Below are 13,747 nucleotides of genomic sequence, written 5' to 3' on the forward strand. Positions count from 1 at the left end.
CATCTTTTAAATTTGCTCAATCATAGCAATAAAATGGGGTTCTCGAAATGGCTGATTTTAAGCAAAGCCGTTATTGATTAAATAATGGCTTTGGCATGTTTTTAGGAAATTCAATATGGTAATGAAGCCCTTTGCCAGGCTCACTGCTTGCCTCTATTGAGCCGCTAAGTGTTTGCTTAACTAAGTTAAAGGTTATGTGTGTGCCTAACCCACTGCCGCCTTGGTCGCGTTTTGTCGTAAAAAATGGGTCAAACAATTTGGCTAATTGCTCTTTTGTTACGCCATTGCCGTTATCGGTGTAGTCAATAATAAGGAGTGTGTCATCGGCGCTAATATTTATATCAATATTGCCCTGCGCAATATTATCAAAACCATGAATAATTGAGTTCATAATTAAGTTAGTAAAAATTTGGCTAATTGCCCCTGCAGGCAGGTTAAGAACTAAATCATCCGGACACTGTAAATTTATGGTGTGCTTGGTTTTTTTAAGTTTAGGGTGGAGCGATAAAATTACTTCGTTTAAATAATCTTTAAAGTTAATTGTTCTTACAGCTTCACTGGCTTGGTCTACCGCTATTTGTTTAAAGCTGGCAATAAGCTCAGAGGCTCTATCAAGGTTGGTTGTAAGCAAGCTTGTGCTTTGCTTGGCTTCGTTTATAAACTCTTCTAATGCTTTGGGCGATAATGTTTTTTCTTTGTAGGCATTTTCTAATGTGTTTAAACGCTCTTGTAAAAACGATATAGCAGTTACACCAATCCCAATAGGTGTATTTATGTCGTGTGTAATACCGGCGACTAATCCGCCTAGCGCAGCCATTTTTTCGGTGCCTACTAAGCGCTCTTGTGCAAGGCTTAGCTCGTCTAGGTAGCGTTCAAGCTCTTTTTGTTTAGTTAATAATTCTTCTTCGGTGTGTCTGCGTAAATCAACTTCTTCGGTTAGTACCAGCTTTTGTTTTTCTAGTTCGTACTTTTGCTGTTGTAAATCCATCATAGCTTGGCTTAAGTTTGACGTTTTACGGGCAACATCTTGCTCAAGCTGTATATTGTGCTGGTCGAGCTTTTCGTTACTAACAATCAACTCACGTTGGGTGTGCTCAAGCTCTTTTCTGTATTGAACTACTTTATCTATTAAGTTATTAAAAGACTGCTCCATAACGTTTAGCTCGTTATGCTCTTCGGTCTCAATGTCTATGTGTTGACCTTCTAAGTCATCAAGCTCTAAGTTTTCTATTTGATCGGTTAACTCGTTTAAAGGGTCGGTGAGCAGCTTTCTAAATGCCATTAAAAACAGAATGATCAAAAAGGTAGTTTTGATCATGGCGTTACCAATTAAAAAGTAAATAGATACCATTATTCGGCTAAATACCACATCGCGGCTAGAGAACAAGGTCACATCACCTACTTGAGTAGCGCGCCCCGAAAATTCAAAAATTAGGGGGAAGGTATAGCCAAAGAGACCCGATTTGGTGTCCTCTATAATGACTTCCTCTTGTACGAGTTGTTGGTTATAAAGTTTGTGTATATCCAAAGAGCGCCCCAGCTGCGAAATAATTTCACCGCTGTCGTCGCGCACTATAATGCCCTCCACCATAGGTATAGCAAGTAAGCCTTCTGCGGTTGTAATTGTTTGCTTTGTGTTTAGTTCCCAAATTGCGCGTGTTAAGCTTCGGCTAAAGGTTTTTTGCAGCGTACTTAGCTCATCACGAATGTAGTCTTTAGTATTTACAAATTCTGCAAGCACCTGTCCACATGTCACCACAAAGGTAAGCAAAAAATACACTGATAAAACATTAGTTAACAATTTCTTAGAAAGGCTTTTTTGTAACATATGGGATTTACTCATCCGGTGTAATTATATCTAAGTTGCAATTTCTAACTTAAAAGTTAGTCAATAAAACCTTAAAAATAAATAAAAAATTTATATTTTAAAGAGATAGCCCAGCTATTGAGTCGTTTTGTTTTAATAATAGTGCACTAAACTGATTTAAATTAATTTTAATGGCTACTGAGATTTCAAAAACGATGATTTTTAATAGGCAGCTAGAGCAATTATTAATAATATTTAACGTTATATTGTAAGGTTACAGTATTACATTATGCGAACAAGCAAAGTGTTAGAGTTTTAGGAACGTGTTAGAATAGCAAAAACCAACGGACGGCTCGTTTTTATAATTTTTAGAAGGTTATTTTAGTAGTTAACATGATGAAATTTTCTATATTAGTGTGTGATGACTCCACTGTTGCACGCAAACAAGTTGTGCGTTGTTTAAATGAGTGCGTGAGTGCCGACATTCAACAAGCCGCAAATGGGGCCGATGCGCTGGCGCTTTTACGCTTGCAGCAATTTGATCTTTTGTGTTTAGACTTAACCATGCCAGAAGTTGACGGCGTACAAGTGCTGGAGCGCATTAAGGCAGAAAAAATAGAGTGTTTTGTACTAGTGATCTCCGCTGATATACAACAACAAATGAAGAAAAAAGTCGCGCAGCTAGGCGCTATCGATTTTATAAATAAACCTATTAATAAATCGGCTTTAAGTGAAGTTTTGCATAAATTTGGCATTCATTAGGTTTTTTCATGTTCAAAAAGGCTGTTTTATCTTTTAATTTGGGGTTGACAGCATAGCCTTTGTTAAGGCAGTCTTAGCTCTATGAAAACAATTAATCGCGCACTGACCATTATTATTACAACCACCATTCTTACTGGATAGTGGCATAGGTCGGTGCAACAAATTTAAAGGCCTGTGTTCACTAAGAACACAGGCCTTTTTTCGTTTTATGGGATGAGGAACATAAATAATGCGCGTTTTAAAATTTGGAGGCTCTTCGCTTGCCGACTTTGCCTGTTTGCAACAAGTAGCTTTGCTGGTAAAAGCACAGTTAAAAGATGAAATGTTACTGGTACTTTCTGCACCCGGAGGTATGACTGATTCATTAGTTGCGCTGGCAAGTGCCGCTGAGCAAGGTCAAGATTTTTCTCAGCAATGGCAAGCTTTGCTAAGCCGATGCGAGACATTAAAAGCAGAAGTAGAAAAAAGCAGTGGCGAAGTAACAAACTGGCCAGATTTTAATGAGCTTAAAAATAAGCTAGATGGTGTGGCGCTTATTAAGTGCTGCCCAGATCAAATTCGTGCTTTTGTAATTAGTTTTGGTGAGCGTGTTAGTGTATCGCTAATGCAAAGTTTATTAAGCTCGCACAATGCACAATACCTTGAAGCAACGCGTTGTGTTGCCTCTACTGGTGGCTACATTGATGCTGAGGCCGACTTAGTAACGAGCAAAGCACGCTTTCAAGCAGTACTTAAAGAAAACCCAGCCACCATTTACATTATGCCAGGCTTTACAGCAAGCAACGAACAAGGCGAACTTACTACACTTGGTCGTAATGGCTCTGATTACTCAGCAGCTATTGCGGCGGCGTGTTTAGATGCTGAAATTTGCCAAATTTGGACTGATGTTGATGGTGTGTACAGTGCTGATCCGCGCTACATCAAAAAAGCAACTAAAGTTGATTTCTTATCTTATAAAGAAGCGATGGAGCTTTCTTACTTTGGCGCTAAAGTACTTCACCCTAAAACCATTTTACCGTGCGCGAAAGCGGGCGTACCGTGCGAAATTAAAAATACCCATAACCCAGATGCTCAGGGGTCATTAATTGGTAACGACTATTCATCTGATGAGCCAGTAAAAGCGCTTTCTAGCTTGCAAGACTTAGCAATGCTTACCGTGTCAGGCCCTGGCATGAAAGGTAAAGTGGGCATGGCCTCTAAGGTATTTAATGCCCTTGCGCACGATAACGTATCGATAGTATTAATTACTCAATCATCGTGTGAATTTAGCATTAGCTTTTGTGTGCACGAAAGCGATTTAGCGCTCGCGCTAGAAGCCCTGCAAAGTGCATTTGAACTTGAATTACAAGCAGGCTTAATTGAGCCGGTGCAAGTACAACGTAATCTTGCCATTGTTACTTTAGTGGGCGATAACATGCGTGCACACAAAGGTTTAGCTGCACAGTTTTTTGCTTCTCTTGCACAGGCCCAAGTAAACATAGTAGCCATTGCGCAGGATTCTACAGAAAGTGCTATTTCGGCGGTTATTGATGGCGAGCTGTGTAACGATGCAGTGAAAATATGCCATGAAAACTTTTTTACGCACGTCCCTTCAATTGACGTATTTTTACTTGGCTGTGGCTTAGTAGGCCAAGAGCTTATTTCTCAGTTAGAGCGCCAGCAAGCGTGGCTTGAAAAACGTAATATTAAGTTAAACTTATATGGCGTTGCTAATTCTCGTCAATTGCATTTAGACAGCGAAGGTATTGCATTTGATGACTGGCAGCAAAAGCTTGCAGTATCAGAGCAAGCGTTTGATTTAAATTTAGTTGAGCAGTTTGTAAAACAAAATCACTTAGTAAACCCTGTGCTTGTAGATTGTACGTCTTCTGATGCGCTAGCAGCTCAGTATGTGGATTTTTTAAATGCGGGCTTCCATGTGGTTGCCGCTAATAAAAAAGCAACAACCAGCTCGTACGATTATTACCAAGACTTAATTGCAGCAACACAAAAAAATAACCGCAAGTTTTTATACGAAACAAACGTAGGTGCAGGCTTACCGGTAATCGATAACCTACAGTCGTTATTTGGTGCAGGTGATGAGTTACTTGAGTTTAGCGGTATTTTATCAGGCTCATTGTCGTACATGTTTGGTGCACTAGAAGATGGTTTATCACTTTCTGAGGCAACTATTAAAGCAAAAGAAAGCGGTTTTACAGAGCCAGACCCACGCGATGATCTATCGGGCACCGATGTAGCACGTAAATTGCTTATCATTGCACGCGAAGCTGGCATGAAATTAGAGCTTAGCGATATAGAAGTAGAGTCAGTATTGCCTCAAGGTTTTGCACAAGGTGACAGCGTAGATGAATTTATGGCTAAACTGCCAAGTTTAGATGCTGAGTTTAACGACCGTATTCAAAGTGCGGCAGCAGAGGGCAAGGTACTTCGTTATGTAGGTACAATTAAAGAAGGCCACTGTAAAGTAGGTATTGAAGCGGTCGATTCATCGCATGCATTAAATGTAATTCGTGATGGTGAAAACGCATTAGCTATTTTAAGCCAATATTATCAACCACGCCCGTTTGTAATTCGTGGCTACGGTGCAGGCTCTGCGGTAACCGCTGCAGGCGTATTTGCCGACGTATTAAAAACGTTATCGCGCTAGGAGAGCATTATGATAGAAGTATATGCTCCGGCGTCTATAGGTAATTTTGCAGTGGGCTTTGATGCACTTGGCGCAGCGCTTGCGCCTATTGATGGCAGCTTATTAGGTGATGTAGCCGTAGTAAGCGCCGCAGCAAGTGATGAGTTTGTTTGCTCTGGCGAATATGCGCATAAGTTACCAAGCGATGCGAGCGAAAACCTAGCATATCAATGTTTAGTACATTTTAGAGCGCACGTTGCGCCAGATATGCCAAGTGTAAAATTAGAGCTTAAAAAGAATTTACCAATTGGCTCAGGGCTAGGTTCGAGTGCGTGCTCGGTGGTAGCAACCTTTGCTGCGCTTGATAAGTTTGCTCAAACCAATTTAAGCCAAGTTGAGCTGATTGAATTAATGGCTGATTTTGAAGCGATAGTCAGTGGCGGGCGTCATTATGACAACATCACCCCGTGTTATTTAGGGGGCTTACAGCTTACAGGCGATTTAATTCCTGATAAGTCAATTGCTCTACCAGTTGATGAAAACTGGTACTACGTAGCGGCGTTTCCTGGGTTTTCGCTTAATACCGCAAAGGCACGCTCGGTATTACCTAAAGAGCTAAGCATGCATGCAGGGGTTGAGTTTGCACAGCGTTTATCGGCATTTAGCAGTTTGTTATTAACGCAGCGTTTTGATGATGCATTGAGCATTATGCAAGACGATATAGCAGAGCCGTACCGAGCACCGTTAATAACAGGGTTTAGCGAAGCGAAAGCAAATTTGCCAGCGCTTGGTGCAGAAATTGTCAGTATTTCAGGTGCAGGCCCTACGTTATTTACAGTGTGTAAAACATTAGAAGCTGCCGAAAAATGTGCGCAGTGGTTAGCGCAAAACTATATAAATGAGCAGGGCTTTTGCCACATTTGTAAATTAGATAACGACGGCACGCGTCAATTAACAGTTTTATAGGATAGGCATTTATGCAATTACATAATTTAAAAGAAAATTCTCAAAAAGTGTCGTTTGTTGAAGCGGTAAAAACAGGGCTTGGGCGTAATCAGGGGGTATTTTTCCCTGAAAGCTTAGCGCCACTCGCCGATGTAGATGCGTTATTAGATATGGACTTTGTTAGCCGCAGTAGCAAAATTTTATCGCACCTTATTGGTGATGAATTACCCGCTGATACCGTTGCTCAAATGGTTAAAAATGCGTTTAACTTCCCCGTAAAATTGGTAGAAGTTGAAGACAATAACTATTGTTTAGAGCTTTTTCATGGCCCTACGCTTGCGTTTAAAGACTTTGGCGGGCGCTTTATGGCTGAGTGTTTAGCACAGTTTAATCAAGGCGAAAAAGTCACGATTTTAACGGCAACCTCTGGCGATACTGGCGCTGCTGTTGCGCATGCGTTTTACAACAAGCCAAACATAGATGTGGTTATTCTATACCCTAAAGGCAAAATTTCGCTTGCTCAGCAAAAGCTATTTACTACGCTTGGGAACAACATTCATTGTTACGCGGTTGATGGCAGTTTTGATGATTGCCAAGAGCTGGTTAAAAAGTCGTTTTTAGATGACGAAGTTAAATCTACACTTGGCCTTAATTCAGCTAACTCAATCAACATTAGCCGCCTAGTGGCACAAGTATGTTATTACTTTGAAGCCATTGCTCAGCTACCAAAAGAAAAGCGTGCTACAGCGCATATTTCAGTCCCTAGTGGTAACTTTGGTAATGTATGTGCCGCCATGATTGGTGCTGTAATTGGTTTGCCGGTGGGTAAACTAAGCGCGACTACAAATCAAAACGACACCGTGCCACGTTACATGCTTGATAAAAATTGGGCGCCAAATGCCACACTTGAGTCGCTTTCAAATGCGATGGATGTGAGCAAGCCAAATAACTGGCCACGTGTGCAAACAATGTTAGATAATAACTGGTTTAGCTACGATAATTTTTACTCAACCAGCGTGAACGAAGAAAATACGCAAGCTGTGATGAAAAATATTCAACAAACTGGTTATGTTGCAGAGCCGCATACCGCCATTGCATACCAAGGTCTTGTAGAGAATAAAGCACCCGGCGCAGCAGGTATCTTTTTAGCAACTGCTCACCCCGCTAAGTTTAAAGAAAGCGTAGAAGAGATCCTAAATATTGAACTTGATATGCCAAAACCACTTAGCGACGCACTTGCTAAACCTTGTTTAGCAAGCGACATTAACCCTGATTATGAAGCGTTACGCACTGAAATACTCGCTAAGTTAGGCTAACTAACTTAGCGTTAAAAAAGCGGCTTTGGCCGCTTTTTTTGTATTTTGAACGCGCTAAATAAAGTATTTATCATTAACTAATTAAATGTAAAAAATAAAAAACATTTAAATTATTAATGCATTTATAAAAAAATATCATCTTAAAAACGCTGTGAAATAGATTCAATCCCTGTTTAAATATCCTCAACTTAAGAGCGTAGGCAAAGAGTCGTTTAAAGCGTACAATAAAGCCTCTAAAAAACACCATACACGTTGCCCTAGGAGACCCCAATGTTAGAACGTAGCATGAATATTTCGGATTTTGATCCAGAGTTATTTGACGCGATAAACAAAGAAACTGCTCGCCAAGAAGAGCACATTGAATTAATCGCATCAGAAAACTACTGTAGCCCACGCGTACTAGAAGCACAGGGTTCACAGCTTACAAACAAATACGCAGAAGGTTACCCGGGCAAACGTTACTATGGCGGTTGTGAGCACGTAGACGTTGTTGAACAACTTGCAATTGATCGTGCTAACGAGCTATTTGGTTCTGACTACGCAAACGTTCAGCCACATGCGGGTTCTCAAGCAAATGCAGCTGTTTTCTTAGCATTATTAGAAGCGGGCGACACTGTACTTGGTATGAGCTTAGCTCATGGTGGTCACTTAACGCACGGTTCACACGTAAGCTTCTCAGGTAAGCTATACAATGCAATCCAGTACGGGCTAGACGAAGCAACTGGTGAAATTGACTACACACAGGTAGAAGCGCTAGCACTTGAGCACAAACCAAAAATGATTATTGGTGGTTTTTCTGCATACTCAGGTATTGTTGATTGGGCTAAATTCCGTGAGATTGCTGATAAAGTAGGTGCTTACTTATTTGTTGATATGGCTCACGTTGCAGGTTTAATTGCCGCGGGTGTTTACCCAAGCCCAGTACCTCACGCGCATGTTGTAACAACAACAACACACAAAACATTAGCAGGCCCTCGTGGTGGTTTAATTATTTCTGCTTGTGGCGACGAAGCAATTTACAAAAAGCTTAACAGCGCTGTGTTCCCAGGTGGCCAAGGTGGTCCTTTATGTCACATTATTGCTGCAAAAGCAGTGGCATTTAAAGAAGCTCTACAACCAGAATTTAAAACATACCAAGCGCAAGTAGTTAAAAATGCTCAAGCTATGGTTGCTGTTATGCAAGAGCGCGGTTACAAAATCGTATCTGATAAAACAGAAAACCACTTATTCTTACTTGATTTAATCGATAAAGATATCACAGGTAAAGATGCAGACGCAGCGCTTGGTAATGCAAATATTACTGTGAACAAAAACTCTGTACCAAACGATCCTCGCTCACCGTTTGTTACTTCTGGTTTACGTATTGGTTCACCTGCAATTACGCGTCGTGGCTTTAAAGAAGCTGAATCGAAAGAACTTGCTGGCTGGATTTGTGACGTATTAGACAACATCAACGATGAGTCAGTACAAGCGCAAGTTAAAGAAAAAGTTAAAGCAATTTGTGCAAAACTACCTGTATACGCTTAATTGCATAAGCAGCAGTAATTTAGATCACAACAAGGGGCCTGTTTACCTTTCGAGGTTTAATTTGCAGTAGTATGTTTGGTTTTTAGGCAAGGCAGAGTCTATGTAGTGTGGTTACTCCACACAAATAGGCGATAACGCAGCATAAATGCCAAACATGCACTGCCCTCGGGTTCGTCCTAGGGGGGATTTACTCTTTGTTGCTCGGTTTTTACTTAGCCCACTAGGTTACAAACCTCGCGCCGCGATCAAATCACCCCTAGATAGAACAAATTTAATCCTGAAAGGCCAACAGGCCCTATTTTTTTGCTAAGATAAAAGGCCGCTAAATAGCGGCCTTTTTTGTTTTAAAACGGAAGTACCGAGTTATGCATTGCCCATTTTGTACCGCAAAAGATACTAAAGTTATTGATTCTCGCCTAGTCGGCGGAGGCCACCAAGTTCGCCGTCGTCGTGAATGTAACGAGTGTCACGAGCGATTTACTACCTTTGAAGGCGCCGAGTTAGTTATGCCACGTGTAATTAAACAAGATGGCAGCCGAGAGCCCTTTAATGAAGATAAACTACTCAATGGCCTTAATCGCGCCCTAGAAAAACGCCCTGTTAGTACAGAGCAAGTGGATGAAGTGGTTAATATTATTAAATCGCAATTGCGTGCTACCGGCGAGAGAGAAATATCAAGTCACCTTGTGGGTGAGTGCATAATGGAGGCGCTTAAAAAACTGGATAAAGTAGCCTATGTGCGGTTTGCCTCTGTGTATCGCTCGTTTGAAGATATACGCGAATTTGGTGAAGAAATTGCCCGTTTAGGGGAGTAATAATGCAAAACCAAACAACCTTTACCGCGCAAGATGAAATGTACATGGCACGTGCCATCGAGCTTGCAAAAAAAGGGCGATTTACAACCACCCCCAATCCTAATGTAGGGTGTGTTTTAGTTAAAGATAACCACATAATTGGTGAAGGGTTTCATCAATTAGCTGGGCAGGGGCATGCTGAGGTTAATGCCCTTGCTGTAGCAGGTGAAAACGCAAAAGGTGCGACTGCGTATGTTACGCTTGAACCGTGTAGCCATTACGGACGCACTCCGCCGTGTGCAGAGGGCTTAAAAGCGGCAGGTGTAGTAAAAGTTATTGCAGCTATGGTCGACACCAACCCACAAGTCGCAGGTAAAGGGCTTAAAATACTCAGCGATGCCGGTATTGAGGTTGCATTTGGGCTTTTAGAGCAGCAAGCGCGCGCACTTAATTTAGGTTTTTTTAAGCGTATGGAGCACGGGCTTCCGTATGTTACGTGTAAAATGGCGGCCAGCATTGATGGTAAAACCGCGCTTAAAAATGGCCAAAGTAAGTGGATCACCGGCAGCGCTGCGCGACAAGATGTACAATTACACCGAGCACAAAGCTGCGCTATTTTAACGGGCGCCGATACGGTTATTACCGATGATGCTAAGCTCAATGTGAGGTTAAGCGAGTTGCCACAGGCTTTGCCTACTGAATTACCCCTACGCCAACCGGTGCGTGTTATAATTGACTCACAAAATAGGCTTACACCAGAGCTGGCAGTATTTAATATTGAAAGTGAAATAATAATTTTTACTACCAAGGTTGATAAATCAACGCAGTGGCCGCATTTTGTAAGGCATATAGAAGTGCCACAGCAAAATAACAAAGTTAATTTAACGTCTGTTTTAGCGCACCTTGCTAAGCTGCAATTTAATCATGTTTATTTAGAAGCGGGTGCTACACTTGCCGGTAAAATGACAGAGCTTAATTTAATAGACGAATATATATTTTATTTAGCGCCTAAACTAATGGGGTGCGATGCAAAAAGCTTAGTTAATTTTGCACCGCTAACAGATATGCAAAACACCGTTAATTTGACGTTTAAAGAGTGTGTGAAAATAGGCGATGATTTACGTATAACCGCCACAAAACACATTCCAATCACTTAATTAAAAGAGTAGGGCTATGTTTACTGGAATAATTGAAGCCACAGGCAAAATTGCGCTATTACAAAAAAAACAAGGCGATTTAGCCATTCGCATTCAAAGCGCTAATCTTGATATGAGCGATGTAAAGCTTGGCGATAGCATTGCCACAAATGGCGTATGTTTAACGGTAGTTGATAAGCACATTGATGGCTTTAGTGCCGACTTATCAAACGAAACTATCAGCTTAACTGGGTTTGCAAATTATAATATTGGCCAAACAGTTAACCTTGAAAAAGCCATGCAGCCGGTTTCACGTTTAGGCGGGCATTTAGTGTCAGGTCATGTTGATGGCATTGCAACCATTACAGCCATTACTAGTAATGCGCGCGCCACAGAATATTGGCTAAGCACCGATGAAAACTTAATGAAGTACATTCCTTACAAAGGGTCTGTATGTATAGATGGTATAAGCCTGACAGTAAACGCTGTACAAGGTAATACATTTAAATTAACCATAGTGCCGCACACAAGCGAGCAAACCACCATTGCTGATTTTAAAGTGGGCACACGCGTTAATTTAGAAGTCGACCAAATTGCACGTTATTTAGAGCGCCTTATTAAAGGGGCTGAGCAGCCGACTGGCTCAGATATTTCAATGAGCTTACTAGCTAAAGCTGGTTTTGTTAAATAACGACACTGATAACTTACACGAGCAAATTTATGAATTTACACAGCGCACAAGAAATCATCGACGACATTAAAGCCGGTAAAATGGTTATTTTAATGGATGACGAAGACAGAGAAAACGAAGGTGATTTAATCATTGCAGCAGAGCACATTAGCGCCGAAGCAATTAACTTTATGGCCACTCATGGCCGTGGCTTAATTTGTTTAACCATGACGCAAGAGCGTTGTGAGCAGCTTGATTTACCGTTAATGGTTAAAAACAATGGCGCAGCGTTTTCTACTAACTTTACTATGTCGATTGAAGCATCTAAAGGTGTAACAACGGGTATATCAGCAGCCGATAGAGCGCGTACAGTTCAAGCGGCAATTGCAAAGGGTGCTGTACCAAGCGATATCGTACAACCTGGGCATATTTTTCCTATTATGGCACAACCAGGTGGCGTGTTAACGCGCGCAGGCCACACCGAAGCTGGGTGTGATTTAGCACGTTTAGCCGGCCTTGAAGCCTCATCAGTTATTGTAGAAATCCTCAATGCCGATGGCACTATGGCGCGCCGCCCTGATTTAGAAGTATTTGCTAAAGAGCATGGTATTAAAATTGGCACAATTGCAGATTTAATTGAATACCGAAACCTTAACGAAACCACCATAGAGCAAGTGGCTAAGTGTAAATTACCCACTGAGCACGGTGAGTTTGATTTAGTAACCTACAAAGATACGATTGACGGCCAACTGCACTACGTATTGCTAAAAGGCGAAATTAAAGAGCAAGAACCAACGCTTGTGCGCGTGCACTTACAAAGCACCTTTAACGACATTTTGCTTTCAGACAGAAGTGCGGACCGTAGCTGGGGGCTTTCTGATGCGATGGCTTACATTGCAAAAAATAACGGTGCACTGGTTATTTTAGGCAAACAAGAAAGCACCGAAGAGCTAGAAGCCACAGTAAAAGCGTTTGCTGCTGCCGATGCTGGCGAGAATGTTACGCCGCGTAAATTTAAAGGCACATCACGTACTGTTGGTGTGGGCTCGCAAATACTGGCTGATTTAGGTATTAAGCAAATGCGCTTAATGAGTCGCCCTAAAAAGTATCATGCACTTTCGGGCTTTCATTTAGAAGTGGTTGATTACGTTGAGCCACAATAAGGGCTCAGCTTTTAACTAGTCTATTTTTTTATTTTTATGGTATGATGCGCAGCAATTTTTGCGCAATCGCAACCGCTTGAACATATTTTTAGGGTTATCAAATGAAAATTATTGAAGGTAATAAGTACGCTCCAGGCAAAAAAATCGCTATTGTTATTTCTCGTTTTAACGATTTTATTGGTAGCAGCCTACTAGAAGGTGCTGTTGATGAGCTAAAGCGTACTGGTGGCGTAGCCGATGATGACATTACCGTTGTGTATGTACCCGGTGCAGTAGAGTTACCTTTAGCGGCAAAACGCATTGCGGCAAAAAAAGAGTATGATGCAATCATCGCATTAGGCGTAGTGATCAGAGGTGGTACACCACACTTTGACCTCGTTGCTGGCGAATCTAACAAAGGCCTTGCAAATGTATCGCTTGAGTATGATATCCCGGTTGCATTTGGCGTATTAACCACAGAAAGCATTGAACAAGCAATTGAACGCGCTGGTACCAAAATGGGTAACAAAGGCGGCGAAGCGGCATTAGGCGCGCTTGAAATGGTTAATGTGTTAGATAAAATTTAAGTTTAAGGAATTTTTGTGAAACCAGCAGCAAGACGTAAAGCACGTATCTTAGCACTTCAAGCCGTTTATTCTTGGCAATTAAGTGGCAATTTAATTGCCGATATCGAACAACAAATGTTGATCGAAAACGACGTGACTAAAATTGATGTTGAATACTTTAAAGATTTAGCGCGTGGCGTTGCCGTTAATTATAAGCAACTAGATGAAGCTGTATCTCCGCATTTAACACGTCCATTTGATGATTTAGATATGGTAGAGCGTGCAATTTTACGTTTAAGCGCGTATGAGCTTAAATTCCGTGAAGATGTGCCATACAAAGTAGCAATCAATGAAGGCATTGAGCTTGCTAAAATATTTGGCGCTGAAGACAGCCATAAATTTGTAAACGGTGTACTTGATAAAGCTGTTAAGCATTTACGCAAGTAATACTAACCT

At 41.4% G+C, this 13,747-nt stretch carries 12 protein-coding genes; 11 read left to right on the top strand and 1 reads right to left on the bottom strand.

Annotated features, from left to right (window positions below):
* Positions 1-70: 70 nt before the first annotated feature.
* Positions 71-1,828 (bottom strand): HAMP domain-containing sensor histidine kinase, encoded by a 1,758-nt coding sequence (locus MSC25_RS18775; RefSeq protein WP_004586855.1) that lies wholly within the window; start codon positions 1,826-1,828, stop codon positions 71-73.
* A 372-nt stretch (positions 1,829-2,200) separates the two neighbouring features.
* Here MSC25_RS18775 and MSC25_RS18780 point away from each other — a divergent pair, with 372 nt between their 5' ends.
* From MSC25_RS18780 to nusB, 11 genes are all read left to right on the top strand, one after another.
* Complete coding sequence (locus MSC25_RS18780) at positions 2,201-2,569, top strand: response regulator (RefSeq protein WP_248444306.1); 369 nt, start codon at positions 2,201-2,203, stop codon at positions 2,567-2,569.
* A gap of 229 nt (positions 2,570-2,798) precedes the next feature.
* Positions 2,799-5,216: a bifunctional aspartate kinase/homoserine dehydrogenase I gene (gene thrA, locus MSC25_RS18785; RefSeq protein WP_004586857.1), complete on the top strand. Its 2,418-nt coding sequence runs from the start codon at positions 2,799-2,801 to the stop codon at positions 5,214-5,216.
* A gap of 9 nt (positions 5,217-5,225) precedes the next feature.
* Positions 5,226-6,161 (top strand): homoserine kinase, encoded by a 936-nt coding sequence (gene thrB / locus MSC25_RS18790; RefSeq protein WP_029773773.1) that lies wholly within the window; start codon positions 5,226-5,228, stop codon positions 6,159-6,161.
* 11 nt (positions 6,162-6,172) lie between these two features.
* A complete protein-coding gene (gene thrC, locus MSC25_RS18795; protein WP_248444307.1) occupies positions 6,173-7,456 on the top strand; it encodes a threonine synthase in 1,284 nt (427 codons plus the stop codon).
* A 270-nt stretch (positions 7,457-7,726) separates the two neighbouring features.
* Positions 7,727-8,983, top strand: coding sequence for a serine hydroxymethyltransferase (glyA, locus tag MSC25_RS18800; protein WP_055254709.1), 1,257 nt, complete (start codon positions 7,727-7,729; stop codon positions 8,981-8,983).
* A gap of 365 nt (positions 8,984-9,348) precedes the next feature.
* Positions 9,349-9,798 carry a transcriptional regulator NrdR gene (gene nrdR / locus MSC25_RS18805; RefSeq protein WP_004586861.1) on the top strand — a complete coding sequence of 150 codons (450 nt, stop codon included), beginning with the start codon at positions 9,349-9,351 and terminating at the stop codon, positions 9,796-9,798.
* A gap of 2 nt (positions 9,799-9,800) precedes the next feature.
* Positions 9,801-10,934: a bifunctional diaminohydroxyphosphoribosylaminopyrimidine deaminase/5-amino-6-(5-phosphoribosylamino)uracil reductase RibD gene (ribD, locus tag MSC25_RS18810; RefSeq protein WP_248444308.1), complete on the top strand. Its 1,134-nt coding sequence runs from the start codon at positions 9,801-9,803 to the stop codon at positions 10,932-10,934.
* 16 nt (positions 10,935-10,950) lie between these two features.
* Positions 10,951-11,604 carry a riboflavin synthase gene (locus MSC25_RS18815; RefSeq protein ID WP_054983490.1) on the top strand — a complete coding sequence of 218 codons (654 nt, stop codon included), beginning with the start codon at positions 10,951-10,953 and terminating at the stop codon, positions 11,602-11,604.
* A 29-nt stretch (positions 11,605-11,633) separates the two neighbouring features.
* Positions 11,634-12,746, top strand: a complete 1,113-nt coding sequence (ribBA, locus tag MSC25_RS18820; RefSeq protein ID WP_029773770.1) for a bifunctional 3,4-dihydroxy-2-butanone-4-phosphate synthase/GTP cyclohydrolase II — start codon at positions 11,634-11,636, stop codon at positions 12,744-12,746.
* A gap of 101 nt (positions 12,747-12,847) precedes the next feature.
* Complete coding sequence (gene ribE / locus MSC25_RS18825) at positions 12,848-13,312, top strand: 6,7-dimethyl-8-ribityllumazine synthase (protein ID WP_248444309.1); 465 nt, start codon at positions 12,848-12,850, stop codon at positions 13,310-13,312.
* Between the two features lie 15 nt (positions 13,313-13,327).
* A complete protein-coding gene (gene nusB / locus MSC25_RS18830; protein WP_004586866.1) occupies positions 13,328-13,738 on the top strand; it encodes a transcription antitermination factor NusB in 411 nt (136 codons plus the stop codon).
* The last annotated feature ends 9 nt before the right edge of the window (positions 13,739-13,747 follow it).

The sequence above is a fragment of the Pseudoalteromonas sp. 1CM17D genome (assembly GCF_023161805.1).
Lineage (GTDB): Bacteria > Pseudomonadota > Gammaproteobacteria > Enterobacterales > Alteromonadaceae > Pseudoalteromonas > Pseudoalteromonas atlantica.

Coding starts and splice junctions, on each gene's coding strand:
- ribE (WP_248444309.1), top strand. CDS start 12,848: ATGAAAATTATTGAAGGTAATAAGTACGCTCCAGGCAAAAAAATCGCT.
- MSC25_RS18775 (WP_004586855.1), bottom strand. CDS start 1,828: ATGTTACAAAAAAGCCTTTCTAAGAAATTGTTAACTAATGTTTTATCA.
- ribD (WP_248444308.1), top strand. CDS start 9,801: ATGCAAAACCAAACAACCTTTACCGCGCAAGATGAAATGTACATGGCA.
- MSC25_RS18815 (WP_054983490.1), top strand. CDS start 10,951: ATGTTTACTGGAATAATTGAAGCCACAGGCAAAATTGCGCTATTACAA.
- thrB (WP_029773773.1), top strand. CDS start 5,226: ATGATAGAAGTATATGCTCCGGCGTCTATAGGTAATTTTGCAGTGGGC.
- glyA (WP_055254709.1), top strand. CDS start 7,727: ATGTTAGAACGTAGCATGAATATTTCGGATTTTGATCCAGAGTTATTT.
- thrC (WP_248444307.1), top strand. CDS start 6,173: ATGCAATTACATAATTTAAAAGAAAATTCTCAAAAAGTGTCGTTTGTT.
- ribBA (WP_029773770.1), top strand. CDS start 11,634: ATGAATTTACACAGCGCACAAGAAATCATCGACGACATTAAAGCCGGT.
- nrdR (WP_004586861.1), top strand. CDS start 9,349: ATGCATTGCCCATTTTGTACCGCAAAAGATACTAAAGTTATTGATTCT.
- MSC25_RS18780 (WP_248444306.1), top strand. CDS start 2,201: ATGATGAAATTTTCTATATTAGTGTGTGATGACTCCACTGTTGCACGC.
- thrA (WP_004586857.1), top strand. CDS start 2,799: ATGCGCGTTTTAAAATTTGGAGGCTCTTCGCTTGCCGACTTTGCCTGT.